Source organism: Streptomyces sp. NPDC046335, from assembly GCF_055587985.1.
In genome coordinates, this window is sequence record NZ_JBVJFF010000008.1 from 229,227 (window position 1) to 254,083 (window position 24,857).

A 24,857-nucleotide genomic window follows, 5' to 3' on the forward strand; every position below is an offset into this window, starting at 1 on the left:
TGCTCAGCCCCGGGCCCCGCCCCCGACCAGTACCGCGTGGCCCACCTCGGCGAGCATGGGCAGGTCGGACGCGTCGTCCCCGTAGCCGTAGCAGTCGGCGGGGTCGATGTGCGCGTACCGGTCGAGGAGTTCACGGACCAGGCGGCGCTTCTCCTCGCCGATGACCGGGGCGCCGACGAGCGCGCCGGTGTAGACCCGGCCGCACCGCTCAGGGCGCGCGCACAGCACGTGCTCGGCGCCGACCGCCTCGGCGATGGGTTCGAGCAGCGGGCGGAACGATCCGGAGACCAGGGCGATGCTCGCTCCCGCGGCGCGGTGGCCGCGCAGTTCGGCCGCGACCTCGCGGACGTAGAAGCCCTCCGCGGCGCTGCGTTCGGTGAACCAGCGGCGGGCCCACTCCTCGACCGCGGCCACCGGTTCGCCCCGCCAGGCGCGGTAGTACGCGCGGTTGGCGTCCGCGCGCGACAGTCCGGCGGCCGTCCTCGCCCCCAGGTCCTCGCGGACGCGGGCCGACCTGCGGGCCCCTTCGGCGCCGTACCGGCCCGCGGAGTAGAAGTCGAGGAAGTCCAGGAGGCTCTTGCAGGTGATCAGCGTTTCGTCGACGTCGGTGAAGACCAGACGGGCGCGCTCAGACCTCGGCACGGGGCACCTCCAGGGCGAGTTCCCGCATCGGGGCGGGCTGTTCGGACAGCTCGGACAGTTCGGAGAAGACGCTCTTGGCGTAGTCGGCCGCGGCCTGCTCCCTGCGGAGCATCCGGTGGCCGGCGATGGTCCGCACGTCGCGGCGGCAGCGCTCGACCGCGGCCGGGCCCCCGAAGGACGGTCCGCCGGCGGTGCGGTGCATCCGCTCGACGGCCCGGGCGAGCAGGCCCACGGCGGAGGCCGCGATGCGCCGGTTGCGCGCCACGTCACGCTCGGTCCAGGCCTCGGCGTCGGCGCGCTGCGCCGCGTCGCGCAGCAGCAGTTGGGCGGCCTCGATCTCGTCGGACGAGAGGGCCAGGGCCCGGTGCAGCCGCAGCACGCCCGCTTCGGGCAGGTCGAGCGCCCGTCGCGCGGCCCACTGGGACCAGGCGTCGAGCGCGTGCCGCGCGGCGCCGAGCGCGGGGGCGCAGAAGAGGAGGCCGCCGCCGAGCTGGGCGGGCACGGTGTGGCACCTGGCCCGCCCGGGGCCCGGGGCGCCCTCGGTGAGGTCGGACAGGAGGAAGGAGCGGTGGCGCGGCACGAGGACGGAGTCGACGACGACGGTGTGGCTGCCGGTGCCGCGCATCCCGTCGGCGTCCCAGGTGTCGAGGACCGCGGCCCGGCCGCGGGGCACGGCGAACACCCGGCAGCGCGGCCCCTGTTCGGTGGGCTCGGTGGAGGTGAGGAGGAGCCAGTCGGCGAAGGCGACCCCGCTCGCGTACGGCCAGGCCCCGCTGAGCAGCCAGCCCTCACGGGTGGGCGTGGCCTCGCCGGACGGGCCCATCACGGCGGTGATCAGCGTGTCGGGCGAGGCCGCCCAGAGGTCACGCTGCCCTTCGGGCGGCAGGTACGCGGCGAACCTGCCGTGCGCGGCCCACAGGGCACCGCACCAGGCGGCCGAGGCGCAGCCCGCGCCGACCGTGGCCACGGCGTCGAGCAGTGCGCTGAAGGTGCCTTCGGTGCCGCCCCAGGCGCGGGGCACGAAGTGCCGGGCGAAGCCGGCGCGGGACAGTGATCCGGCGGTCTCGTCGTCCAGGCGTCTGGTCCGCTCGGCCGCGTCGGCGTGGCCGGCGGCGGACCGCGTGGCGCTCGCGACCGCCGTGGGGGAGAAGGGTCCGGCGCCGCCGGACCGCCGGTGCTCCGTCGCTGAACTCTGTGACTGAATCATCTGTGGCATACACCCCTTCGGAGGATTAGAATTCGTTCTTGAACGTATCTTTATTGCAGCCGGACCCTGACTCAGAGTTCCGCGGTGCGGCTCACCCCCCGATTCCCGCCAGTGAAGGAGGTGTGCACCTTGCCGAAGCAAGCACGCGCCTTGCGCACGTACGACGCCGTCCTGGACGCCGCCGCCCATGAGTTCGCGCGCTACGGGTACGCGAACACCAACCTGCAGAAGATCGCCGACCAGATCGGTCTGACGAAGGGCGCCCTCTACGGTCACTTCTCCAACAAGGAGGAGCTGGCCGCCGTTCTTTCGACTCATCTGAACGACGCGGTCGAACTCCCCCTGACCGCGGCGAAGATCCCGGTCGACCCCGCGCTCAGCCGGCTGCGGAGCCTCATGCTGACCCTGGGAGAGCTGTTCCAGGGGGACGTACGGGCCCGTGCCGCGCTCAGGCTCGCGCTGGAGACGGCTCAGGCTTCGGGGGACACGGCGGCCCTCCTGGACGAGACGCACTCAGTGGTGCTGTGCCTGGTGGGCGAGGTGCAGCAGGAAGGCCACTGGGAGGCCGGCGCCTCCGCCAAGGCCGTGGCCGACCTGCTGGTGGCCGCGTTCTTCGGAGCTTTCTGGGTGGGCTCCGTCCAAGAGCGGACGGAGCCCGGCAGCCGGGTGGCCGCCATGTGGAACGTCCTGGACCACGCCCTACGGAGCAAGGCCTGACGCCGAGGCCAGCTCGGGCCTGAGCCCGTGACCCACGGCCGGGTCGCGTGGGCTCACGCGCTCCCACGCCATGTCGGTCCTGGCGAGCAGCGTGTCCCCCTGCAGGGCCGCGACCCGCATCCGGAACGGGTCCGCCGCGGTGGCCCCCGGCACGCTCTGTTCGACGAGCAGCCGGATCGGGGCGTTCAGCTCGGCGAAGGCCGCGCATTCCACCTGCGTTCCGACCAGCGCGTACGCCTGGTCGCCCAGGGGCTCCTCCACCCTCTCGTGGACGCAGAGGTGGCCGAGCTGACGGAAGCCCTCCATGAGGACCATGAGCGGCACGTGGTCGGTGGGGTGGTCGAAGAGCACGGCGTGGTCGCGGTCGAGGCGCAACTGCCAGTCCCCGTCCGGCCAGCAGCGCTCCAGGACACAGTCCTTCCACCGCAGCCGGCCCACCCGGCGCGGCGGCACGAGGGGTGCCGGGGACGGCTGCCCCGCCACGGGGGCCGGTGGGGCGTCGCCGCCCCAGGCCATCCGGCGCAGCAGTCCGTAGCGGCGGTCGTCCATCACGTAGACGCGGATCGCCCCGGTGCCGCAGAGCTCCCCGTCCACCATGAGCCTGACGTCGAGGCGAGCCCCCCTCGGACGCCCCTCCTCCCAGGTCCACTCCGCGTCGAGGATCACGGGGACGGGTGTGCCGTTGACCCGCAGCGCCGCCGGGTCGGTGATGTCGAAGGACAGGTCACGGCCGACGAAACGCGTTCCGAGCGGCACGTCGCAGTACTCGTGCCCTATGTAGAGAAGTGCCTGGCGGATGGTCTCCGCGAACAGCATCGGGTCACTGATGCTCTGTGCGTCGGGGTGGTAGAGCGCGTGGTCGCGCGGCCACTGGGCCGCGACCGAGAAACGGCTGTCGCTCACACGACAGCCGTCGGTGACGAACACCTCCGCGATCGAGCTGCGGTGCACCAGCGCGCGCGGGACGGGCCTGAGGAACGTGAGGCCAGGTGCCGTGAGAGCCATTGATGCGGCATCCGGGTTTCTGGAAGTATCGATGAGCACGACCGACTTCTGAGACAACGCTTCCCCCAAATCAGGACGAACTCTTGCCAGAGAACAGACGTGTGAAGCCCTGCTTCGCGGGAATTAATATACCTGCGAGAAGGTATATTTCAAGAGCGGTAGCCACATGCCGTCACCAACAACTACCGCCGCGTAGCGCTCAGTTGGCGCGTCGGGAGACATAAGCCCACCTCACGGCCGCCTGGACCCTGGGCCGGAGCACACCCGGATCCGATCAGATCGACTGCGCACGATATGGACGCCATGAGCAACCAACGCAAGACACCGCTGCCGCCCCTTTCGACCGTCACGTCCTCGAACGACACGTCACACCTCAAGCAGGAGCGGGCGATCCAGACCCGCAGAACGATCCTCGACGCGGCGGCCTCGGTCTTCGCCGACACCGGCTTCCCCGCCGTCACCATCAAGGACGTGGCGGACAAGGCGGAGATGACCAAGGGGGCGGTGTACTTCCACTTCGCCAACAAGGAGGCGATCGCCGCCTCCGTGGCGGGCGAGTTCTACCGCCGTCTGAACGAGATCATCGCGCCTGTCATCGAGGACGCGCCGCACTCCCCCGAAACGGTGGTGAACGTGCTCCTCGCGGTGGCCGGCGGCTTCCGCGACGACGACTACATCAAGGCGGGCTCCCGGCTTCAGATCGAGCGCCCGTACATCAAGAGCGAGATGCCCATCCCCTACGTGGGCTTCACGGACCTGCTCACCGAACTGCTGGAGAACTGCCGGAAGGCGGGGACCCTGCCCGGGGACGCCGACCCGGCCGCGCTCGCGCGCGTGCTGCGCGCCGCGCTCTTCGGGGCGCAGCACATCTCCTGGGTGCAGGCGAACCGGCAGGACGTCATCGAGCGGGTGCAGGAGATCATCGACGTCTTCCTGCCCGAGCGCTGAGACCGGAGGGCCAGGGGCCCCGCACTCGCGGGGCCGCCGGCCGGCGGTCACCGGTCAGTCGAGGAACGCCGCCTCGATCCAGCGGCGCACTCCGCGCGGCCGCATGCGGTGCAGCGCGCCGACCGTGTCGGCGACCTGCTGCGATCCGCCGACGGCGAGGAACTTCTCGCGCACCAGCTCCGAGTGGCGCGAGCGAGTGTCGGGACCCGCGGCGCCCACCGGGATGAGGCGCCCGCGGGTCACCGTCCGCCCGTCCGTCAGCCGTACGGTGACACGGGCGCCGGTGGCCTTCGTCGAGCGGGAGAAGTCCTGGCCCGCCGCGCCGAGGCTGCCGACCAGGTCCACCAGCTCGTCCCCGCCGAACCCGCGCAGCCAGGGCACGGCGTCCGGTCCCGCCTCACGCACGGCTTCGCCGAACGGGGCGTCGGAGAGGAAGAGTTCGCGGGTCATGCCGGTGTCGTGCTCCAGGCGGACCCGGCGGGCCAGCTCCCAGCGCCCGGGGTCGTCCACGTGCGGCGAGGAGAAGTCGTCCACGGAGAACTCGCCGGTCATCAGGGTGGTGGCGACCGGGTAGGGGACGTCGAGGACGAGGGCGCCGAGCGGTGATCCGGGACCGTTGACGTACTGGGCGGCGCGCTCGCCGGCGAACAGCGTGTACAGCGACGCCTCGACGACGATCTCCGCCACGTCCTGCGGGCGGATCGGACCCATCGCGCGGTGTATCTCCGCGGCGCAGTCCACCGCCGCGTCGATGCCGGGACCGCCGGGGTGCATCTTGAAGGACAGGGTGTCGGTGTGCCAGCGGGTGCCGAGCCCCTTGGCGACGGCCTGCGGGAGCGGGACGGTGGCGAAGCGGGCCAGGAAGCCGTCCTCGTGCTCGATGATGTCGGGGGCGCCGCGCAGCCCGGCCGCCGCCGCGTCACAGGCGTCCATGGCGGTGCGTACGGGCGTGAAGGCGTTGAAGAGGCGGGCGTCGCTGGCCAGGAAGGCGCGCATCAGCGGCCAGTTGGGCATGGCGAAGGCCAGGCCGAAGGAGTTCTCCCACACGCCCGCGGGCGCCCGGTCGCAGTGCAGCCGGCCCGCCACGGCCCCCGCGAGGTGGGTGTGGACGGCGCTCTGTCCGCGCAGCGGTCCGAGGGTCGCCGACGCGGTGATGCGCGCGGCGCACTCGTTGGCGGCGACGACGGCGGTCAGCAGGGAGAGCCCGTCGAGCTTGCGGGCGTAGGCGAAGGCGAGGGGCACCGCGACGGTGGAGTTGGAGAGGTGTCCGGCGTACGCGGTGTCGTCGAGGTTGAGCCAGGAGCCGAGGGCGGCGAAGACTCCGGCGGCGGTCCTCGGGTCGCGCTGCATGGGGTGGCCGAAGGCGGCCACGAACTTGCGGCCGAGGGGGTGGGCGAGGCCCGCCCTGATGGAGGCGATCTGGGAGAGGACCTGGCTCGCGGCGAGCTTCAGGACCCGGCAGGGGACGTCCTGGGGGCGCAGCCTCGCAGCCCACCGGGACAGTTCGCGCAGCGGTGTGTCCGTGGTGGCGCGCGGGCCCGTGGCCCGTGGCGGCTCCCACTGTTCGCACAGCGTCCGGGCCACCCGTTCGGCCAGTACCGCCGACATGTGACGCCCTGCCTTTCCGTGCTGATGGGACCGGGGCGGCGGTACGCCGACGGCGTACCCCCACTCCGGGTGATCAGGCCGCGGGGACCTTGTCGAGGAAGCCGTAGACGCCCTTGATCCGGCCGTCGTCGGCGGTGACCGCGACGTCGAAGCCGATGGCGATCGGCTCGCTGCCGGGCTCGGTCACCAGGCCCCACTGGAAGCGGGCGAGGTTGTGGTGGGTGTCCACGGTGCCGATCAGCTCGAAGCTGAGGCCCTTGAACTGGTCGCGGGCGCCGGCGATGACCGCGCCGATGCCCTCGTGGCCCTCGACGGCGGCCATCGGGTCGATGTACGGGGCGTCCGCCGTGAACAGCTCGGCGATGGCCGCGGAGCGCTTGTCGGCGTCCGCCTCGTTCCAGATGGCGAGGTAGCGGGTGACGGTGTTGTTCAGGTCGCTCATGGGTTCTCCTTGGTCGAGAGCGTCGTTCGGGAGCAAGAGATGGTCAGACGGGTTCCGTCGGGGCCCAGGTGGCCAGGGCCCCCGGCAGGACCTCGAAGGTGGCCGAGGCGCCGATGGCGTGCTGGTACTCGCCGTCGTGCTCCAGCGGCAGGCGCTTGCCGTCGGTGCGTTCGACGGTGATGGTGCGGCCGCGCGCGTACACGGTCGCCGGGTGGCGCATGTGGTCGGCCCGCAGGGTCAGTCCCGGGACCTCGGTCGCGGCGACGCCGCCGCCGATGACGCAGACGTCCAGCAGCCCGTCGTCGAGCAGCGAGTCGGGCAGGACGAGGAAGCGGCCGCCCCGGTAGGGGCCGCCCCCGACGTTGGCGAGGACGGTCGGGCCCTCGTGCACGACCCGCCCGTCGACGACGACACGGCCCGGGTACGGGACGTAGTCCGCCGCGGTGTCGGCGAACGCCTTCGCGTACCTCTCGCGGCCCGTGAGCGGGCTGTCCGCCGCGGTGATGAGCGCGTCCGCGATCACCCCGCTGCACGAGCCGAGGAAGACGCAGTTGCGGGTCTCGGCGAGCCGCGCCAGGTCCAGCCGGCGCAGCCGCGCGCTGCCGCCCGCGCCGGAGTCGGCGAGCACCGCCTTGAGGGCCTCGCCCCAGGGCCGCTCACCCCAGAGCATCTTGTACGCGGAGTTCCCCGTGCCACCGGGCACGATCATGAGCGCGGCCCGTCCTGCGGCCCCGTGGAGGCCCTGGACGACCTCGCGCACGGTCCCGTCGCCGCCGATGGCGACGACGAGGTCGGGCGCCCCCTCGGTCCGCTCAAGGGCGCGGCGCACGTGGACGGTCGCGTCTCCCTGGGCGGTGGTGAGGTGGAGCTCGGTGTGCGCGAGGTGGGCGGAGCACAGCTCCCGCACCTCGCGCACGAGGCGCGCGCTGTGGCTGCCGGAAGCGGGATTGGCTATGACCAGGGCCCTGGTGGGGCCCGCGGCGTCGCTGCTGTCGGCCATGTCGGGCGTACTCCTTGCTCTGGTAGCACCTGGCTCCGGTGACACCTGGCTCTGGTAGCACCTGCGAACGACTCTCGCATCCGGCGCTGACACGGTTCTGACGCGCCTCTGACGGCCCCTACCAGGTCACGAGCAGGGAGTTGAGGCCGTAGTTGATGGTGTTCTCGCGGAACGAGACCGCGCCGTCGACGTCGGCGACGCGAAGCCCCGGGAGGCGGCCGAAGAGGGCGCGCAGGGCGACCTCCAGCTCCATGCGGGCCAGCGAGGCGCCGGGGCACAGGTGCGGGCCGTGGCCGAAAGCGATGTGCCGGCTCGCGTCCCGGCTCAGGTCGAGGCGGTCGCCGCCCGGGAAGACCGTCTCGTCGTGGTTGGCGCTGGGGTAGGCCAGGATCACTCCGTCGCCCGGCGCGATGCGGGCGCCGCCGATCTCCGCCTCGGCCACGGCGACCCTGACCTGGTTGTCCTGCGTGATGGACCAGTAGCGCAGGAGCTCCTCGACGGCCGGGGCGAACAGCGCGGGGTCGTTCAGGAGCAGGGCCGTCTGCTCCGGTTCGCGCAGCAGGCTGAGCACGCTGAGGCTGAGCTGGTGGGCGGTGGTCTCGTGGCCGGCGACCAGGAAGAGGCGGGCCATCGCCACCAGGTCGTCGTGGGACAGCTCGCCGGTGGCCACGTACTGCGTCACCAGGCGGCTGAGCAGGTCCTGCTCGGGTGCGCGGCGCTTGCGCTCGATCAGCCCGTCCAGGTACTGCGTCATCTCCACGAAGGCCGCGTAGATCTGCTCCGGCGTCGCGTCCTGGGACAGGACGGCCTGGCTCAGCTCGGTGAAGTCGCACTCGTCGGCCTCGGGGACGCCCAGCATGCGGGCGATGACCAGCGAGGGCAGCCGGACCGAGAAGCGCTCCACCAGGTCGACGGGGCGCGGCCCCTGCTCGAGTTCGCCGACGAGCCGGTCCACCAGGAGCTCCACCGAGGGGCGCAGGGCGCGGGTGCGGCGGGCGGTGAACTCGGTCATCGCCATGCGGCGCAGCCGTCCGTGCTCCGGGCCGTCCATCCGCGTGAAGGACATGACCCGGGGCGCGGGCGGCAGTTGTATGCGCACCGGGAAGCCGGGGAGCGTGTCGTCGGAGCTGAAGCGCGGGTCCGTCAGGACCGCGCGGAGGTCGGCGTGGCGCGTCACCAGCCATGCCTCGCCTGTCCTGATCCTTACCTTCACCGGTGCTCCCCCGCGAAGCCCGGCGTAGGCGTCCGGCGGCGAGTACGGGCAGGTGCGCGGCATGGGCCACGCGGCGAGCCGCTCTTGTACCGCTGGCGCGACAGGAGTGATCGTCATGAAATTTCCCCCCGGGTTGTGGCTGATTCCTTTCCGTCATGTTGTCCGAAAGGCCTGACTCGCCTCTGACGTCCGACTGATTTGTCAACACCCTTTTTTGGCCGAATGTTTGCATCCGGTTCCGGCCCCGGAAACACGCGAACGGCGGGTGCCGCGGAGCGTTTCGCTCCGCGGCACCCGCCGCTTCGGACTGCCCGCCCGAGAGGACGGTGCCCCCCCCTGAGGGGGCGGTGGTCAGGCCTTCTCGGCCTTACGGGGCAGCAACTGCACGAGCAGCGCCACCAGTACGCAGATGCCGGCCTGGACGTACAGGCTCAGCATGAATCCGTCGCCGTAGCCCTGCGCCGACGGGTGCTCCCCCGCCTCGCCGAAGAAGACCACGCCGATCACCGCGATGCCCAGGACGTTGCCCATCTCCTGGCCGGTGGAGAACACCCCGGAGGCCGCGGCGGCGTGCTCGGGCGCCACGCTCTCCAGGACCAGCGAGGTGAGCGGGGCGACGACCAGGCCCATGCCGAAGCCGCAGACCACCATCACGGGGATGCACCAGGCGACCGAGCCCGTGGTGCCGAGCTGCGACGCCGTCTGCGCGAAGGCGATGTCGCCCGCGGCCACCACCACGGCCCCCAGCGTCAGCGCCTGCCGCCCCAGCTTCGCGGCGAACTTGGGCGCCATGGCCGAGGCGACGAAGAAGCCGAGCCCCAGCGGCACGAAGAGCAGCCCCGACTCCAAGGCGGAGGCGCCGCGCCCCTGCTGGAGGTAGAGCGCGAGGACCAGGAAGAAGGACGCCATCACCGAGAAGTAGACGAGGATGGCGACCGACCCGACGCTGAAGGCGCGGTCACGGAAGAGGGCCGGGCTGACGAGCGGCGACTGACCGCGAGCCGCGAGCCGCCGCTGGCTCGCCCAGAAGGCGCCGAGCAGCGGGACCGCCGCCGCCATGCAGAACCACGTCCAGACCGGCCAGTTCTCCTCGCGGCCGATGACGAGCGGCAGCACCACGGCCGTGAGCCCGGCGGTGACCAGGACGACGCCGGTCCAGTCGAGCCCGGTGCGCCCCTCCGACTTCGACTCCGGCACCAGCTTCGGGGTGAGCGCGAGGACGAGCACACCGATCGGCACGTTGATCAGGAAGATCGAGCGCCAGTCCGAGCCGAACAGGTCGGCCTGGATCAGCAGGCCGCCGATGAGCTGTCCGAAGACCGCCGCCGCGCCGAGCGCGATGCCGTACGCGTTGAACGCCACGGCCCGGTGCTTGCCGGAGTACGCGGTCGTCAGGATGCCGAGCACCTGCGGGATGACCAGCGCCGCCGCCGCGCCCTGGACGCCGCGGGCGACGATCAGCTCGGTCATGTTCTGCGCCAGGCCGCACGCCAGCGAGGCGACCGTGAAGAGCAGCACCCCGATCGAGTAGACCTTGCGCCTGCCGTAGATGTCGCCGAGCCGGCCGCCGGTGATCAGCAGGGCGGCCAGGCCGATGGTGAAGGTGACGGCGATGAGCTGGATCTCCGCCGCCGTGGCGTGCATGTTCGTCTGGAGCGAGGGGATCGCCACGTTGACGATGAAGAAGTCGAGGTTGGTGATGAAGAGGCCGGCCAGGACGACCAGGAGCGCCCCGTAGGAGGGCTTGGCCGCCGCGGCCCCTTCCGGTGGCGGCGCGGCCTCTGGCGCGACGGCACTTGGGACGTCCACGCTCGTGATTTCCGCTTCGGTGGTCATGACCGGCCTTCCTGAGTCGTTCCCCGTTGAACCGGCCGCCCCTCATCGGGCGGCCGGCGGATCAGCGAGCCGCCGCGGCGACCAGCCGCTGGAGTCGCTGGGCGAAGTGCGTGGTGACGGCCTCGGCGTGGCTGTCGATGTAGAAGTGGCCGCCCGGGTACTCGCTGTGCCCCAGGTAGTCGGGGCTGCGCCCGGCCCAGTGCGACATGGCGTCCGGGTGCTCCTGGAGCGGGTCGGACTTGCCGCCGTAGGAGACCAGCGGGCAGGCGGTGCCCGCGCCGTCGTCGACGTACTGGGCGGCGACCCGCAGGTCGGCGCGGAGCGCGGGGACGACCAGGGCGAGCATCTCGGGGTTGTCGTAGACCTCGGCCGGGAACGAACCCAGCTTCTTGATCCACTCGATCAGCTCGGCGTCGGGCATGCGGCTCTGCTCCTCCGTGGGCTGGAAGAAGCCCTCCGGCGACCAGCCCGACATGCCGACGAGGGTCGGCGAGGGGCCGGGCTCCGCCTCCATGCGGATGGCGAGGCGGAACGCGAGCTGCGCGCCGAGGCAGTGCCCGAAGAACGCGAAGGGCCGCTCGTCCAGGTCGTCGAGCACCGCCTCGTGCAGCGCGTCGAGCAGCGGGTCCCAGTCCTCGTACGTCATCTCGTCGCGGCGGTTGTGGCGGCCCGGCAGGGTCACCGCCTGCGGGGCGATGTCCGCGGGCAGCAGCCGCTCCCAGTCGCGGTAGATGATGGCGCCGCTGCCGGCGTGCGGCAGCATGAAGAGCCGCACGGAGGCGTCCGGGGACGCCTCGACGGGCTGGAACCACTGTCCCGCGCTCGACATCTCCTGGCCCAGGGCGGCGGTGGCGGTGGCGTTGCTCACGAGTGTGTACTCCCTACGGTCGTCTGCTCCCCGATGGCGCGTACCGCGGGCAGCAGCACCTCGGCGATCTCCTTCAACTGCGGCTCCGGGTCGAGCGAACCGACCCGGATGACCAGGTGCTTCGCGCCCGCGCGCACATACGCGCCGAGCCATTCGGCGCACTGCTCCGCGCTGCCCCAGCCGTAGGCCTGGATGGCCGACATCTGCTCCAGGGAGCGCCCGTAGTAGTGCTCGATGTAGTGCTCCAGCTCGGCCTTGGCCGCCGCCTCGTCACGGTTGACGGTGACCGTCGCGTACAGCGCGGGCGTCACCGCGTCCGGCGCGCGGCCCGCCTCCGCGGCCAGCTCGGCGATGCGGGCGCGGGCCCTGCCGTACGCCTCGGCGTCGGGCAGGAACGGCAGCCAGCCGTCGTACTTCCGGGCGACCCTGGCGAGCACCTTGGGGGTGTCGCTGCCGGCCAGCCAGAGCGGCGGGCCGCCGGGCGAGGCCGGCTTCGGCAGCCGCTCAAGGCGTTCGGCCTGCCAGAACTTCCCCTCGAAGCCGGAGGGCTGCCCCTCCTCGCCGGAGCGCCAGGCGGTGCGCCACAGCGCGGTGATCTCGTCGAGGCGTCCGACCCGGCCCGCGAAGGACGCCCCCACGGAGGCGAACTCCTCCTCGGTCTCCGGCATCGGGAAGCCCGAGCCGAGACCGAGGACCAGGCGGTCGGCGGCCACGTGGTCCAGGCTGGCGATCATGTTGGCGCCGATCAGCGGGTGGCGCAGGGCGGGGGTGAGCGCCGCCGTGCCGACCGTGATCCGCTTGGTGGCGGCGGCCGCCGCGGAGAGCACCACGAGCGGGTCGAGGCGCGGCCGTGCGGTGAGCGAGTCGCCCGCCCACAGCGAGTCGAAGCCGAGCTCCTCGGCCTGCCGCGCGAAGTCGAGCAGCGGGGCTGCCGCGTAGGTGCCGTTGATGGCCTGCTCCCTGGTGGGCAGCAGGACGCCGATGCGTAAGGGCCCGGCCGTGGACTGCATGGGGGTACTCCGTTTCGTCGGGCGGGGTGGGTGTCCGGTGGGTGCGGTACGGAGGTGTGGTTCTGGGGTGTGGTCCTGGTGGTGTGGTTCTGGGGGCGGTGCGTCAGACGCGCTGCGGCTGCTGGGCCGCCCGTGCCGATGCGGGGCGCTGGGCGGGCAGCGGCAGGCGGGCGGGGGTCCCGGCGGACTCGGCGGTGAGCTGCTCGCGCACCGCGCGGCGCAGGATCTTCCCCGAGGGGTTGCGCGGCAGGTCGTCGGCGAAGTGGAAGGCGCTCGGGATCTTGTAGTCGGCGAGCTTGCCGCGCAGGGCGACCAGGAGTTCGCGGGGCTTGACCGCGGCGCCGGGCCGCAGGACGACGACGGCGTGCACCGCCTCGCCCCAGCGTGCGTCGGGCAGTCCGACCACGGCGGCGTCGGAGACGGCCGGGTGGGCGGCGAGGGCCTTCTCGACCTCGGCGGGGTAGATGTTCTGGCCCGCCACGATGATCGTGTCGTTCATGCGGTCCCTGAGGTACACATGGCCGTCCTCGTCGAGGTAGCCGGCGTCGCCCATGTGCAGCCACTCCCCCACCATCGTGCGCTCGGTGGCCTCGGGGAGGTTCCAGTAGCCGAGCATCTTCGAGGGGGTGCGGACGCATATCTGGCCGGTCTCGCCCGGCGGCAGCCGCTCGCCGTCGGGGCCGACGACCTTCACCTCGTTGCCGGGGCAGGGCCTGCCGACCGACCGGAGGAGCCCGGTGCCGGGGCGGTGGGCCTCGGGCGGCAGGCACACCGCGACGCTGCCGGTCTCGGTGCTCGCGTAGATCTGCGCGAACTCGCAGCCGAACACCTCCAGGCACCGGGTCAGGAGCGTCTCCGACATCGGCGCGGCACCGTAGGCGATCTTGCGCATCGAGGCGAACGCCTCGGGGCCCGCGCCGCGTTCGGCCATCATCATCTGGAGCATGGCGGGCGCCGCGAAGGTGATGGTGACCTGGTGCTCGCGGATCAGCCGCACGGCCTCCTGCGGGATGAACTGCGGCATCACCACGCTCGTCGCGCCCGCGTTGAAGGTGTGCATGAACCAGCCGATGCCGGCGATGCCGAAGCCCGGCAGGGAGATCAGGCTGACGTCGTCCGGCAGCCAGTCGAGCCAGTCGACGCCGTGCTCCCGCATCGCGGCGGGCAGCGTGAAGAAGCTCCGGTGGGGCAGGACCGCGCCCTTGGGCAGGCCGGTGGTGCCGCTGGTGTAGATCTGCACCACGGCGTCGTCGGGGCCGGTGCCCGGCTCCAGGTCGGTGGTGGGGTGGTTGGCGTACCAGGCGGGCAGGCCGGTGCCGCGCGCCGGTTCGCCCTCGCTGTCGGTGCCGTCGACACGGACGACGGTGCGCAGCCCCGGGAGGTGCGGCTTCACGCGGTCCGCGGTGTCCCAGAACTCGTCGTCCACGAAGAGCAGCACGGCGCCCGAGTCGCGCAGGATGTGGTCCACCTCGGCGCCGGTGAGGCGCCAGTTGACCGGTACGAGGACGGCTCCGGCCTTCGCGCAGGCCAGGATGGTGAGGTAGTAGTTCTCCGACTCGCGGCCCAGGTAGGCGACGCGGTCACCGGTCCCGATCCCCGCGTCGCGCAGGGCGTGGGCCGCGCGGTTGCTGTCCCGGTGCAGCTTCGCGTACGTGGTGGTGCGGTCCTCGCAGATGATCGCCGCGTGCTCCGCGCGGCCCCCCGCGTGGGTCCGGGAGGTGCGCGTCAGCGTCCAGTCCCTGGTGGTGTGCTCTCTCACTGTGGTCTCCCCGTTGCGTAGGACATCTCGGTGGGTGTCGTGAACGTGAGTGGATGCCGTGGGGGTGGAAATCGTGGGTGTCCGCCGCCGGGCGGCGGGCAGGGTCGGCCCCGCCGCCCGGCGGGTTTCACGGGTGCTGCTGCGCGGCCGGGGCAAGTCGGCCGTCGAGGAACTCGGTGAGCCTGCGGACCGTGGGGTGGTCGAAGGTCAGCGAGGCCGGCAGCGGCAGCCGGAACAGCGTCTCCAGGCCGCCCTTGACGGTCTGGGCCATCAGCGAGTCCAGGCCGAGCGAGACGAACTCGGCGTTCTGGTCGAGGTCGTCGCCGTCGTCCATGTGCAGCGCGCCCGCCACCTGCTCGCGTACCGCCGCGGCGATCACGGCGGTCCGCTCGGGCTTCGGCAGGGCCACGAGCGCGCCCAGGTCGATGCCGGTGCCGTCCGCGCCCGCCTGGTCCTGCCGGGCGAGCCGGTCGTAGAACGCGTCGTCCACGCCGCCGCCCGACACATAGCGCCCCCAGTCGAACTCGCCCACCACCCGGCGGCTGCCGGGCCGCTGCCAGAGCCGGGCCAGGGTGTCCAGGGCCCGGGTGGGCGAGAAGAAGCGGACGCCGCTGCGGTCGATCTCCGCCGCGAGCTGGTCGTCGAGGCGGGCCGACATGCCGACCCGCGCCCACGCGCCCCAGTTGACCGAGAGGCCGGGCAGCCCCTTGAGGCCGCGCCACTCGGCGAGGCTGTCGAGGCCCGCGCTCGCCGCCGCGTAGTGGCCCTGGGTGGCGCCGCCGAGCACGGAGGCGATCGAGGAGTAGGTGACGAAGAACTCCAGTTCGGGGAAGGAGGCCTCGGCCGCCTCGTGGAGCAGCCAGCCGCCGTACGCCTTCGGGGCGAGCTGGGCGTCGATGGACTCCCAGGTCAGTTCGGCGATGAGGCGCTTGTCGAAGGAGCCTGCCGCGTGCACGACGCCGCCGACCGGCAGCGGGCCCGCCGCGAGCTCGTCGGCGAGGCGCCGCACGTCCCGCGCGTCGCTCACATCCGCTCGTACGACGGCGACTTCGGCCCGCTCCGACAGCTCGGCGAGCACCTGCGCGGCCTCTTCGGTGGCCTTTCCGCCGCGGCTGACCAGGGTCAGGTGCCGGGCGCCCAGGGAGACCAGCTTGCGGGCGGTGACCAGGCCGAGGCCGCCGAGGCCGCCGGTGACGAGATAGGTGCGGTCGGGGCGGACGCGGGCCGGGGCGGGCTCGGCCTCGGGGCCGCCGGGCACATCGACCCACACCTCGGTGCCGGTGTCCGCCGCCGCGGTGCGCAGCGCCTCGCCGATCTCGTCCAGACGGAACGCGGTCGCCGCGGACCGCTCCTCGCCGGCCGCCGCTCCGGGCACGAGCGCCACCGCGGACGCGGGCACGGTGAGGGTGGCGCGCAGGGCGCCGTCATGGCGTACGTGGACCTCGTCGCCCGCGGTGAACGCCGCCTCGGCGCCCGCCGCGAGGACGGTCCCCGCGGCCAGCGACCCGAGGATCGGCCCGGTGCCGCCGGACTCCTCGCCCTCCAGGGCGGTACGGGCGTCCGCCGCGGTCAGGGCGACCGAGGCGACCCGCACCTGGACCTCGCCGGCCGCGGGGGCGCGGTCCTCGACGGGCGCCAGGGAGAGGTCGGAGAGGTCCCCGGAGCCGGGGGTGTGCAGGGCGAAGCCGCCGGGCCAGGTGCGGGTGGAGTCGCCGGGCAGCAGCCTGCGGACGTAACGCCCGCCGGCGCGGTGCGCGACCTGGTACTCGCCGGGAGCCTCGGCGCGGCACTCGTCGAACAGTGCCGCGAGGCCGCCGCCCCGCTCGACGTCGACCAGGGTCGTCCGGTACTGCGGGGACTCGGTGAGCAGGACGCGGCCGAAGCCCCAGAGGGTGGCGGCGGCGAGGTGGGCGCCGTCGCCGGGGCGGTCGCCCGGCAGCCGCTGGGCGCCCTCGGTGACCAGCCAGAGCCTCGGCGGGCGTTGCTGCGCCGCCGCGTCGAGGACGGTGACCAGGCCGAGCAGCTCCCGGTAGTTGCGCTCGCACTCGGCGCGCATCAGCTCGGCGGACATGGCGCCGGCCTCGGGCCGCCAGAGCCAGCAGACGTCGGTGACGGAGGTGTCGTCCAGGGCGGTCTTGAGCGTGGCGAGGTCGGCGACGGGCGTGACCCGCAGCGTGCCCGGGCCCGCGTCGGCCGTGCCGCCGAGGAGCAGCGCGTGGCGGGGCGTGGTGTCGTCGAGGGCGGGCAGCGCGCGGCGCACCCACTCGGGGCGGTGCAGGAACTGCCGCTGCCCGGCCGGGCCCTCGGGGCGGGCGAGCAGGACCCCGCCGAGTTCGAGGACGGGACCGCTGCCGTCGAGGACCAGGATGTCGGCGAGGCGCCTGTCCCGTTCCGTGCGGACGCGGGCGACCACGCGCAGCCGCTCGCCGCGGGGCTTCTTGAAGTGCCGTACGGAGGCGACCTCGCGGGCGTGGAAGACCGGGCCCTCGGGGTCGAGGGCGACGGCGGCCTGGAGCGCGGCCTCGACCAGCTCGGCGGGCACCTGCTCGACGGCGGTGGTGCCGCGGCAGTCCAGCTCGCCCGAGGCGATGCCGTCCTGGTGGCGGGCGGCGCCGAGGAGCACCCTGGCGCGCGGGCCGTGCGGACGGCCGACGGAGGCGAGGTCGGTGTAGAGGTCCTCGGCGTCGCTCCGGAGAACGGCGGCTTCGAGGGCGAGGCCCGCGAGGTCCGGCTCGTCCTGCTCGGGAGCGGCGGCGAGCACGGCGGTGGCGTGCACGCGCTCCCCACCTTCCTGGCCCTCGCCCGCTTCGGCGCTGGTCAGGACCGTCACCGCCGTGTCGCCTTCGGCGCCGGGGGTGAGCCGGGTGGTCAGCGTGAGCGGGGTCTCGGCCGTGAGGGTGAGCGGTTCGAGCAGCCGCAGCCAGCGGACGGCGGCGCGGGTGTGCCCGTGCACGGCGTCCTGGAGGGCGAGCAGCAGGTCGACGTAGGCACCGGCGGGCAGTGTCGTACGGTCGCCGTCGGCGAAGTCGGCGAGCGCGCCGAGCTCCTCGACGGTGAACTCCGCGGTGAACTCCCTCAGGGAGGCGTCCTCTGCGTGCCGGACCTCGGCGCCGAGCAGCGGGTGGTGGGCCGTGCCGCCCTGCGCGCCGCCCCTGCGCGGGGTCACGGAGGGCAGCCAGTAGCGCTTGCGCTGGAAGGCGTAGGTGGGCAGGGCGAGCTTGTCCGGTACGGCACGGCCCTCGTGGTAGCCGGCCCAGGAGACCGGGAGCCCGGCGGCGTAGTACTCGGCGAGGGCCCGCAGCGTGGTGTCGCCGCCGCGGTCGCGCCGCCGCAGGCTGGCCAGCCACAGGTGGTCATCGACGGGCAGCGAGCGCTGGGCGAGCGCGGTCAGCGCGGTCGAGGGGCCGATCTCGACGAGCGCGTGGCGCCCGCGCTTGGCCACCGCGCGGATGCCGGAGAGGAACTGCACGGGCTCGCCGATGTGGCGCACCCAGTAGTCGGGGGTGCCGATCTCGCGGAAGCGGGCGAGCTTGCCGGTGACGTTGGAGATCAGGCTGATGGCCGGCTCGCGGAAGGTGATGTCGTCCAGGGCGGCGCGGAAGTCGTCGTACACCTCGGCCATCTGCGGCGAGTGGAAGGCGTGCGAGACGGCGAGCTGGTCGACGCGCAGGCCCTGCGCGGCAAGATCGGCGGTGACCTGCGCGAGCGCGTCCGAGGCGCCGGAGATGACGCACTGGTCGGGGGCGTTGGACGCGGCGAGCGCCAGGCCGGGGTGGGCGTCGAGGAGCGGCAGGACGTCCTCGGCGGGGGCGGCGACCGCGGCCATGCCGCCCTCGGCGCGCACCGCCTGCATCAGCCGGGCCCGCGCGGCCACCAGCGTGACGGCGTCGGGGAGGCTGAACAGTCCGGCGACGGCGGCGGCAGAGGCCTCGCCGATGCTGTGCCCGATCAGCACGTTCGGGCGGACGCCCCAGGAGATCCAGAGCTGCGCGAGCGCGTACTCCAGGGTGAACAGGGCGGGCTGGGTGTACTCGGTGCGGTCGATCGCCTCGGGGTCCTCGGCGGTGCCGATGACGAGGTCCCGTACGGAGCGGTCGAGGTGGGCGGAGAAGAGCCGGTCGCACGCGTCGACGTGGCGGCGGAAGACCGGGAAGCGCTCGTAGAGGGCGGCGCCCATGCCCGCGTACTGCGCGCCCTGCCCGCTGAACATGAACGCGATCTTGCGGATGCCGGACGGGCCCTCGTGGTCGCGGTCGGCGGCCTTGTCCAGGAGCTTGGTGAGGGCGGCGCGGTCGGTGACCGGGCCCGCGATGCGGTACGGGTGGTGGGTGCGGGCCACGTTGCCGGTGTAGCAGAGCCCGTCGACCGGCAGGCCGGGGTCGTCGGCGAGGAGCTGCCGGTAACTGTCCACCTGCTCGCGCAGCGCGGCCGCGGTCTTGGCGGAGAGCGTGAACATCGGGGTCGCGGGGGCTTCGAGCTCCGCGGTGTCCCGGTCCTCCGCCCGCGCGGGCGGCTGTTCGAGGACGACGGCGCCGATGGTGCCCGCGAACCCGAAGCTGTTGACGACCGCGCGCCTGACCGGCGCCTTCCACGGCTCGCACGCGGTGGGCACCCGCACCGGGTACAGGTCCCAGGGGATGCGCCCGGAGGGGGTGTCGAGGTTGAGGTGCGGGTAGATCGTGGCGGAACGGATCTGCAGGACCGCCTTGATGACGCCGACGATGCCGGAGGCGGGCTCCATGTGGCCCAGGTTGGTCTTCACCGAGCCGACGAGCAGCGGGTCGCTCTTGGTGTGCGAGTCGGCGAACGTGTCGCCGATGGCGCCGAACTCGATGGGGTCGCCCAGCGGGGTGCCGGTGCCGTGCGCCTCCACGTACTGGATGTCCTCGGGGGCGAGCGCGGCGGCGGCGAGCGCGCTGCGGATGACCTTCTCCTGGGCGGGGCCGTTCGGCACGGTCAGGCCCGCGCTGTCGCCGTCCTGGCCGACGGCGGTGCCCCTGACCAGGGCGAGGACGGTGTCGCCGTCCCGGGTGGCGTCCGAGAGCCGCTTCAGGACGACGATGCCGCAGCCCTCGGCGCGGGCGTAGCCGTCGGCGGACTCGTCGAAGGTCTTGCACTGGCCGTCGGGGGACAGCATCTGCGCGTTGGAGAACATCACGGGGATGCGGGGGTGGTGCAGGGCGTTGACGCCGCCGCAGAGCGCGATGTCGGTCTCGCCGGCGCGCAGCCCCTGGACGGCGACGTGCAGGGCGGCGAGCGAGGACGAGCAGGCCGTGTCGATGCTCATGCTCGGGCCGCGCCAGCCGAGGAAGTAGGAGAGCCGCCCCGAGAGGGGGAACATGGTGATGCCGGAGGCGAGGAGGCCGTCGAGCTCCTCGTAGGGCAGGGAGTCCAGTTCGAGGGCGTAGTCGATGGAGCTCGCCCCGATGTAGACGCCGCCGTTGCCGCGGCGCAGCGGCGCCGGGTCGATGTTGGCGTGCTCCAGGGCCTGCCAGGCGGTTTCCAGCAGCATGCGCTGCTGGGGGTCCATGTACTGCGCTTCCTTCGGGGAGATGTTGAAGAAAGACGCGTCGAACCGGTCTATGCGGTCGAGGAATCCACCGGACGTGGTGTGAATCTTCCCCTTGTCGTCCGGGCCCTGCGGTGTGAAGGCTTCGACGTCCCACCGGTCCCCGGGAATGGGCCCGATGCCCGAACGCCCCTCGCGCAGGAAGGTGTCGAATTCGTCCAGCGAATTACTGCCGCCGGGGAATCGCAGGCCAACGCCGACGATCGCGATCGGCTCGGGCGCCCGGCCGGACACCTGGTTCTTCTCTGATTCCTCGTGCGGCATTCCGCGTCTCCTTCTGTCCGGGACCCTGGGGATCAGTCGGTGCCGGGTATCGCGCCGGCTATGCGGTGGGACGGGTCGGACACCGCGTCGACGAGGTGGTCGAGGAGGCGGCTGACCGTGGGCTCGTTGAAGAGCACGTTGGCGTTGATGGAGACGCCGAGGACGTCCTCCAGGGTCTGCCGCAGCTCGGTGAGCTTCAGCGAGGTGAGGCCGAGGTCGAAGTAGCTGATGTCGAGCGGCAGGTCCTCGGTCTCGTCCATGAGCAGGCTCTCCCTGAACCGGCTGACGAGGAGCCGCTCCATTTCCTCGGCAAGCTCGGCCCGCGGAAGTTCGCGGAATTGCTGAAGTGTCATGTGTAGGGGAGACATGCGGACATGGAAGCAATGACCCCTGACGCCTCACTGACGTCGCGCGCGTACCCCTCGCGCCCGTCACTCAGTCTTCGGCGCACCCACTGAATGCAGGGTTGGCTCAATAGATTCGCCTTTTCGGCGATCAGCACCGTGTCAGCGCGGAGTCAGATGCTGCTGCCACGATCGAGATGCTTCGCAAGAGCTCACCGGATCGGAAAGCACTCGGAGATACCCCACCCCGAAAGGCTGGATATGCTGCGCGGCGCCATACAGGAGGAAAGTGCTCCGGCACATTCCGACCTCAAGAGCTACGACCTCTATATCGCGGGCAAGGACGTCGCCGGTGACGGGTGGGTCTACACCGTCAGTGGACGTTCGCTCCTCGAAGACGTGTTCACCAGCGTGAGCCTCAAGCGCACCCTGGAGCAGGACCCCGAATCCGACGCGGCCAACCACCCGTACGTGGTGGGACGGTGCGCGATCGCCGACGACTCCGCCATCGACCTGGCGACCCAGGCCGCCGCGGCGGCGGCCCCGGAGTGGGCGGCCGTCCCGCAGGAGCGGCGGATGCGCCTCGGCACCCGCTTCCGCGAGGAACTCATCAAGCACCAGGACGAGTTCCTGGACATGCTGGTCGCCGAGTCCCACCCGGTGAAGCTGGCCCGCTGGGAGCTGAGCTGCCTCCTGCAGATCTACGCCCCCGGCAGCCTGCGCTGGTACACCAAGCAGATGCGGGTCGAGAAGGAGTACGGCGGCCGCAAGCTGATCCTTCAGCGCCAGCCCGACGGCGTCGTGGCCTTCAACCCGCCGCAGAACGCCCCGCTGCCCAGCGCCGCGCTCTCCGTGCTCGCCCTGATGGCCGGCAACGCCGTGGTGGTCCGGGCCCCCCGCAGCATCGCGCTCTCCACGATGTGGCTGCTCCGTGACATCGTTGCCCCCATCCTGGAGGAGTTCGACGCACCGCCCGGCGTCCTGAACGCGGTCTGCAGCAACCCGAAGCAGACCATCGACCGCTGGGTCGCCGACCCGCTGATCAACGACATCTTCTACATCGGCGGCAGCCAGGAAGGCCTCCGCTTCGAGCAGGCCTGCGTCGCCAACGGCAAGAAGCCCATCCTCGAACTGGCCGGCAACGACGGCATCGTGGTGTGGAAGGACGCCGACGTGAAGTGGGCTGCGGAGGCCATCACGGAGTCCTTCTTCGGCTCCGGCCAGATCTGCATGGTCCCCAACTACGTCCTGGTCCACCCGGCCGTCGCCGACCAGCTCATCGCCGAGGTGAAGGAGCAGGTCAAGGCCATCAAGCCGGGCTTCCCCGAGGAGGAGGACGTCCTCCTGTCCCCGGTGCGCCGCAGTGAGCGCTTCTTCCGCCTCCTGCGCCAGGCCCTGGACAACGGCGCCGAGCTCGTCACCGGCGGCAACCGCATGGAGCTCGACGGCACCCCCTCGGAGACCGGCGTCTTCCTCCAGCCCACCGTCGTCCGGGTGGACGGCCTCGACCGGGCCCGCACCTTCGACGTCGTGCGCGAGGAGACGTTCTTCCCGCTGATCCCGGTCATCGTGCCGGAGACCGACAACGACGACGCGCTCCTTGAGGACTTCCTCCGCTTCGTCAACTCCAACGAGTACGGGCTGCGCAACTCCCTCTGGTCGCGCTCCGACCACGTCATCGACACCTTCGTGCGCCGCGTCGTCAACGGCGGCCTGCTGAAGGTCAACGACTCCCACATCGGCTTCCTGCCGTACCTGCCGAGCCACGGCGGCACCGGCCGCACCGGCGGCGCCTTCGGCGAGGCCAACTACCCGATGCTCAAGACCTCCCACGTGCAGGGCGTCAGCATCGCGCGCGACGTCAGCCCCTACGACGCGGTCTTCGGCGCCTTCGACGACTGAGCAGCCCTTCTCCCCACTCCTCCGGAGGTTCTGACGTGCGTTCCCTCGAAGCCGCTCGGGCCGTCTCCGAGCGCTACCATCCCGGCCTGCTCAAGGAACTGGAAGAAATCCCCTACACCGAGCGGGAGAAACCCGGCAGCCCCATCATCGACCTCTTCCGCATCCACGGCGGGGTCGGCCTGCTGATACCCGAGGAGTACGGCGGCCACGGCGCGGCCCCGCTGGACGCGCTGCACACGCAGTTCGCCCTCGGCTCCCTGTCGCCGTCCCTCGCCGCGGCCGTCTCCATGCACCACTTCACGGTCGCCATGCTGTACTCCCTGGCCACCGCCAAGGGCCGGCTGACCGACGCCCAGAGCGCGCTGCTGCGCCGGATCGTCCCCGAGCAGCAGGTCATGGCCTCCGGCTGGGCGGAGGGCCGCACCGAGCAGAACATCCTCACCCCCTCGGTGACCGCGCGCCCCGTCGAGGGCGGCTACCTGCTCTCCGGCTCCAAGAAGCCGTGCAGCCTCGCCCACTCGATGAGCCTGCTCACCGCGAGCATCGCCATCCACGGCCTGGAGGGTGACCCCGAGCTCGCGCTCGCCCTGGTCCCCTCCGACGCCCCCGGCCTCTCCGTCCACTCCTTCTGGGGCAACCAGCTCCTCGCCGGCGCCGAGAGCGACGAGGTGCGCCTGGAGGACGTCTTCGTACCGAAGGACATGGTCGTACGGGCCGGGGCGGACGACCCGCGCCGCCTGGACGACCTCCAGACCGCCGGGTTCGTCTGGTTCGAGATGCTCATCACCGCCGGATACCTGGGGGCCGCCGCCGCCCTGGTCGAGCAGGTGCAGGAGCGCGAGCGCGGCTCGGTGCAGGAGCGTGCCGCACTCGGCGTCGAGCTGGGCGCCGCCCTGGCGCTGCTCGAAGGCGTGGCCCGCGGGATCGGCCCCGAGCCGGGCGACGAGGCGTCGGTGGCCCGGGTGCTCGTCGCCCGCTACGCCGTGCAGAACGCGCTGCCCCGCATCACCTCGCAGTCCCTCGAACTCCTCGGCGGCCTGGACTTCATCCGCTCATCGGGCCACGCCCTCGCGGCGGCCGCCTCGGGCGCCATCGCCTTCCACCCGCCGGGCCGGGGCGCCGCCGCCGAGCCGCTCCTGCGCTACTTCGACGGCGGCCCGCTGGTCCTCGCCTGACCCGCAGCCCCGAATCCCGCACCCGCTTCCTTGGAGTGAGTTAACCGTGACCGTAATCCAGGAGAACCCGGCGACCGCGGCTCCCGCGGCCGACACCGAGGCGCAGGTCCTCGGCCTGTACCGGGCCCATCTGAGCAAGGGCAGGGCCACTCTCGCCGAGCTCTTCGGCAGCCACATGGAGGTGGCGTCCGAGGGAGCCTGGCTCACCACCAGCGACGGCGAGCGCTTCCTGAACGCGGGCGGCTACGGCGTGTTCATCATGGGCGCCCGCCACCCCATCGTGATGGAGGCGATCGAGCGCCAGCTCCGTACGCACCCCACCGCGACCCGCATCCTGCTCGAACCGACGGTGGCCCGTGCCGCCGAGGCCCTGGTCTCCGTCATGCCGGAGGGCCTGGACCGCGTGCACTTCGGTCTCTCGGGCGCCGAGGCCGTGGAGACCGGCCTGAAGCTGGCCCGCGCCGGCGGCTTCAAGCGGACGGTGTCCATGACGGGCGGCTACCACGGCAAGACGCTGGGCGCCCTGTCCGCCACCGCGAAGGAGGTCTACCAGAGGCCGTTCAGGCCGCTGATCCCCGACTTCCACCACCTGCCCTTCGGTGACGCCGACGCCCTGGAGGCGGAGCTCGCCGCCCACCCCGGCGAGGTCTGCGTCATCCTGGAGCCCGTCCAGGGCGAGGGCGGCGTCATCATCCCGCCCAAGGGCTACCTGAAGCGCGTCGAGGAACTGGTCCGCGAGCACGACGGCTTCCTGATCCTCGACGAGATCCAGTCCGGCTTCGGCCGCCTCGGCGAGTGGTGGGGCGCCGACTTCGAGGACGTACGGCCCGACGTGCTGCTCGCGGGCAAGGCGCTGGGCGGCGGTGTCCTGCCGGTCTCCGCGGCCGTCGCCACCCGCAAGGCGTTCCGCCCCTTCGACAAGGACCCCTACATCCACACCGCCACCTTCTCGGGACAGCCCGTCCTGATGGCCGCGGTGCAGGGCGCGGTGCGGGCCATGAAGGAGGAGCGCCTGGTGACCCGGGCCACCGACCTGGGCGCCGCGCTCCTGCCGCGGATCGCCGAGATCGCGTACCGCAACATCCCCGAACTCGTCGTCGACGTACGGGGTCAGGGCCTGCTCATCGGCGTGGAGCTCGTCGAGGCCGGCCTGGCCGGCGAGCTGCTGATCGAGCTCTTCAACCACGGGGTGGTCGCCAACCACTCCATGAACGGCAGCTCGGTGGTGCGGTTCACGCCGCCCGCCGTCCTGAGCGACACCGACGTGGAGTTCCTCCTCAACTCCTTCGACCTGGCCACGCGCGACCTCGTGCGGGGCGCGGCCACCATGCCGAAAGGCGGCAACTGA

18 protein-coding genes are annotated in these 24,857 nt (G+C 72.3%); 5 read left to right on the top strand and 13 right to left on the bottom strand.

Annotation, left to right across the window (positions count from 1 at the left end; translation table 11 throughout):
- Positions 1–3: 3 nt before the first annotated feature.
- Together ACZ6JY_RS21200 and ACZ6JY_RS21205 are read right to left on the bottom strand one after the other, a co-directional pair.
- Positions 4–642, bottom strand: a complete 639-nt coding sequence (locus tag ACZ6JY_RS21200) for an HAD family hydrolase (RefSeq protein ID WP_469197583.1) — start codon at positions 640–642, stop codon at positions 4–6.
- On the bottom strand, positions 629–1,849 hold the full coding sequence (locus tag ACZ6JY_RS21205; protein WP_469197585.1) for an acyl-CoA dehydrogenase family protein: 1,221 nt from the start codon (positions 1,847–1,849) through the stop codon (positions 629–631). Before ACZ6JY_RS21205 ends, ACZ6JY_RS21200 begins: the two co-directional genes overlap by 14 nt.
- A gap of 120 nt (positions 1,850–1,969) precedes the next feature.
- Here ACZ6JY_RS21205 and ACZ6JY_RS21210 point away from each other — a divergent pair, with 120 nt between their 5' ends.
- On the top strand, positions 1,970–2,566 hold the full coding sequence (locus ACZ6JY_RS21210; RefSeq protein ID WP_469197586.1) for a TetR family transcriptional regulator: 597 nt from the start codon (positions 1,970–1,972) through the stop codon (positions 2,564–2,566).
- Here the strand turns inward: ACZ6JY_RS21210 and ACZ6JY_RS21215 are convergent.
- A complete protein-coding gene (locus tag ACZ6JY_RS21215) occupies positions 2,549–3,571 on the bottom strand; it encodes a ScbA/BarX family gamma-butyrolactone biosynthesis protein (RefSeq protein WP_469197588.1) in 1,023 nt (340 codons plus the stop codon). The two genes, ACZ6JY_RS21210 and ACZ6JY_RS21215, sit on opposite strands and share 18 nt — an antisense overlap.
- A 303-nt stretch (positions 3,572–3,874) precedes the next feature.
- Here ACZ6JY_RS21215 and ACZ6JY_RS21220 point away from each other — a divergent pair, with 303 nt between their 5' ends.
- Positions 3,875–4,519, top strand: a complete 645-nt coding sequence (locus ACZ6JY_RS21220; protein WP_469197590.1) for a ScbR family autoregulator-binding transcription factor — start codon at positions 3,875–3,877, stop codon at positions 4,517–4,519.
- A 54-nt stretch (positions 4,520–4,573) separates the two neighbouring features.
- On the opposite strand, the gene ACZ6JY_RS21225 is transcribed toward ACZ6JY_RS21220, so the two are convergent.
- The 10 genes from ACZ6JY_RS21225 to ACZ6JY_RS21270 form a co-directional block, all read right to left on the bottom strand.
- Positions 4,574–6,127, bottom strand: a complete 1,554-nt coding sequence (locus ACZ6JY_RS21225) for an MmgE/PrpD family protein (protein ID WP_469197592.1) — start codon at positions 6,125–6,127, stop codon at positions 4,574–4,576.
- A 73-nt stretch (positions 6,128–6,200) separates the two neighbouring features.
- A complete protein-coding gene (locus ACZ6JY_RS21230) occupies positions 6,201–6,569 on the bottom strand; it encodes a nuclear transport factor 2 family protein (protein ID WP_469197594.1) in 369 nt (122 codons plus the stop codon).
- A gap of 43 nt (positions 6,570–6,612) precedes the next feature.
- The gene (locus ACZ6JY_RS21235) at positions 6,613–7,569 is read right to left on the bottom strand and encodes a diacylglycerol/lipid kinase family protein (RefSeq protein ID WP_469197596.1); all 957 of its coding nucleotides are present in this window, start codon (positions 7,567–7,569) and stop codon (positions 6,613–6,615) included.
- A gap of 118 nt (positions 7,570–7,687) precedes the next feature.
- Positions 7,688–8,899: a cytochrome P450 gene (locus ACZ6JY_RS21240; RefSeq protein WP_469197598.1), complete on the bottom strand. Its 1,212-nt coding sequence runs from the start codon at positions 8,897–8,899 to the stop codon at positions 7,688–7,690.
- 234 nt (positions 8,900–9,133) lie between these two features.
- On the bottom strand, positions 9,134–10,618 hold the full coding sequence (locus ACZ6JY_RS21245; RefSeq protein WP_469197600.1) for an MFS transporter: 1,485 nt from the start codon (positions 10,616–10,618) through the stop codon (positions 9,134–9,136).
- Positions 10,619–10,679: 61 nt separating this feature from the next.
- The gene (locus ACZ6JY_RS21250; RefSeq protein WP_469198024.1) at positions 10,680–11,447 is read right to left on the bottom strand and encodes a thioesterase II family protein; all 768 of its coding nucleotides are present in this window, start codon (positions 11,445–11,447) and stop codon (positions 10,680–10,682) included.
- Between the two features lie 35 nt (positions 11,448–11,482).
- Positions 11,483–12,496: an LLM class flavin-dependent oxidoreductase gene (locus ACZ6JY_RS21255; RefSeq protein WP_469197603.1), complete on the bottom strand. Its 1,014-nt coding sequence runs from the start codon at positions 12,494–12,496 to the stop codon at positions 11,483–11,485.
- A 103-nt stretch (positions 12,497–12,599) separates the two neighbouring features.
- A complete protein-coding gene (locus tag ACZ6JY_RS21260) occupies positions 12,600–14,255 on the bottom strand; it encodes a fatty acid--CoA ligase (protein WP_469197605.1) in 1,656 nt (551 codons plus the stop codon).
- A gap of 127 nt (positions 14,256–14,382) precedes the next feature.
- Complete coding sequence (locus ACZ6JY_RS21265) at positions 14,383–20,088, bottom strand: type I polyketide synthase (protein ID WP_469197607.1); 5,706 nt, start codon at positions 20,086–20,088, stop codon at positions 14,383–14,385.
- Positions 20,089–20,120: 32 nt separating this feature from the next.
- A complete protein-coding gene (locus ACZ6JY_RS21270; RefSeq protein WP_469197608.1) occupies positions 20,121–20,441 on the bottom strand; it encodes an acyl carrier protein in 321 nt (106 codons plus the stop codon).
- 252 nt (positions 20,442–20,693) lie between these two features.
- Between ACZ6JY_RS21270 and ACZ6JY_RS21275 the strand changes: the two genes are divergently transcribed.
- Genes ACZ6JY_RS21275 through ACZ6JY_RS21285 form a run of 3 tightly spaced genes read left to right on the top strand, consistent with a single transcriptional unit; the run spans position 20,694 to position 24,857 of the window.
- Entirely contained in the window at positions 20,694–22,334 is a 1,641-nt protein-coding gene (locus ACZ6JY_RS21275) for an aldehyde dehydrogenase family protein (protein ID WP_469197611.1), read from the top strand.
- Between the two features lie 35 nt (positions 22,335–22,369).
- Positions 22,370–23,509, top strand: coding sequence for an acyl-CoA dehydrogenase family protein (locus ACZ6JY_RS21280; RefSeq protein WP_469197613.1), 1,140 nt, complete (start codon positions 22,370–22,372; stop codon positions 23,507–23,509).
- A gap of 46 nt (positions 23,510–23,555) precedes the next feature.
- Positions 23,556–24,857 (top strand): aspartate aminotransferase family protein, encoded by a 1,302-nt coding sequence (locus ACZ6JY_RS21285; protein WP_469197615.1) that lies wholly within the window; start codon positions 23,556–23,558, stop codon positions 24,855–24,857.

Coding starts and splice junctions, on each gene's coding strand:
- ACZ6JY_RS21220 (WP_469197590.1), top strand. CDS start 3,875: ATGAGCAACCAACGCAAGACACCGCTGCCGCCCCTTTCGACCGTCACG.
- ACZ6JY_RS21225 (WP_469197592.1), bottom strand. CDS start 6,127: ATGTCGGCGGTACTGGCCGAACGGGTGGCCCGGACGCTGTGCGAACAG.
- ACZ6JY_RS21230 (WP_469197594.1), bottom strand. CDS start 6,569: ATGAGCGACCTGAACAACACCGTCACCCGCTACCTCGCCATCTGGAAC.
- ACZ6JY_RS21265 (WP_469197607.1), bottom strand. CDS start 20,088: ATGCCGCACGAGGAATCAGAGAAGAACCAGGTGTCCGGCCGGGCGCCC.
- ACZ6JY_RS21255 (WP_469197603.1), bottom strand. CDS start 12,496: ATGCAGTCCACGGCCGGGCCCTTACGCATCGGCGTCCTGCTGCCCACC.
- ACZ6JY_RS21270 (WP_469197608.1), bottom strand. CDS start 20,441: ATGACACTTCAGCAATTCCGCGAACTTCCGCGGGCCGAGCTTGCCGAG.
- ACZ6JY_RS21240 (WP_469197598.1), bottom strand. CDS start 8,899: ATGACGATCACTCCTGTCGCGCCAGCGGTACAAGAGCGGCTCGCCGCG.
- ACZ6JY_RS21235 (WP_469197596.1), bottom strand. CDS start 7,569: ATGGCCGACAGCAGCGACGCCGCGGGCCCCACCAGGGCCCTGGTCATA.
- ACZ6JY_RS21205 (WP_469197585.1), bottom strand. CDS start 1,849: ATGATTCAGTCACAGAGTTCAGCGACGGAGCACCGGCGGTCCGGCGGC.
- ACZ6JY_RS21215 (WP_469197588.1), bottom strand. CDS start 3,571: ATGGCTCTCACGGCACCTGGCCTCACGTTCCTCAGGCCCGTCCCGCGC.
- ACZ6JY_RS21245 (WP_469197600.1), bottom strand. CDS start 10,618: ATGACCACCGAAGCGGAAATCACGAGCGTGGACGTCCCAAGTGCCGTC.
- ACZ6JY_RS21250 (WP_469198024.1), bottom strand. CDS start 11,447: ATGTCGAGCGCGGGACAGTGGTTCCAGCCCGTCGAGGCGTCCCCGGAC.
- ACZ6JY_RS21275 (WP_469197611.1), top strand. CDS start 20,694: ATGCTGCGCGGCGCCATACAGGAGGAAAGTGCTCCGGCACATTCCGAC.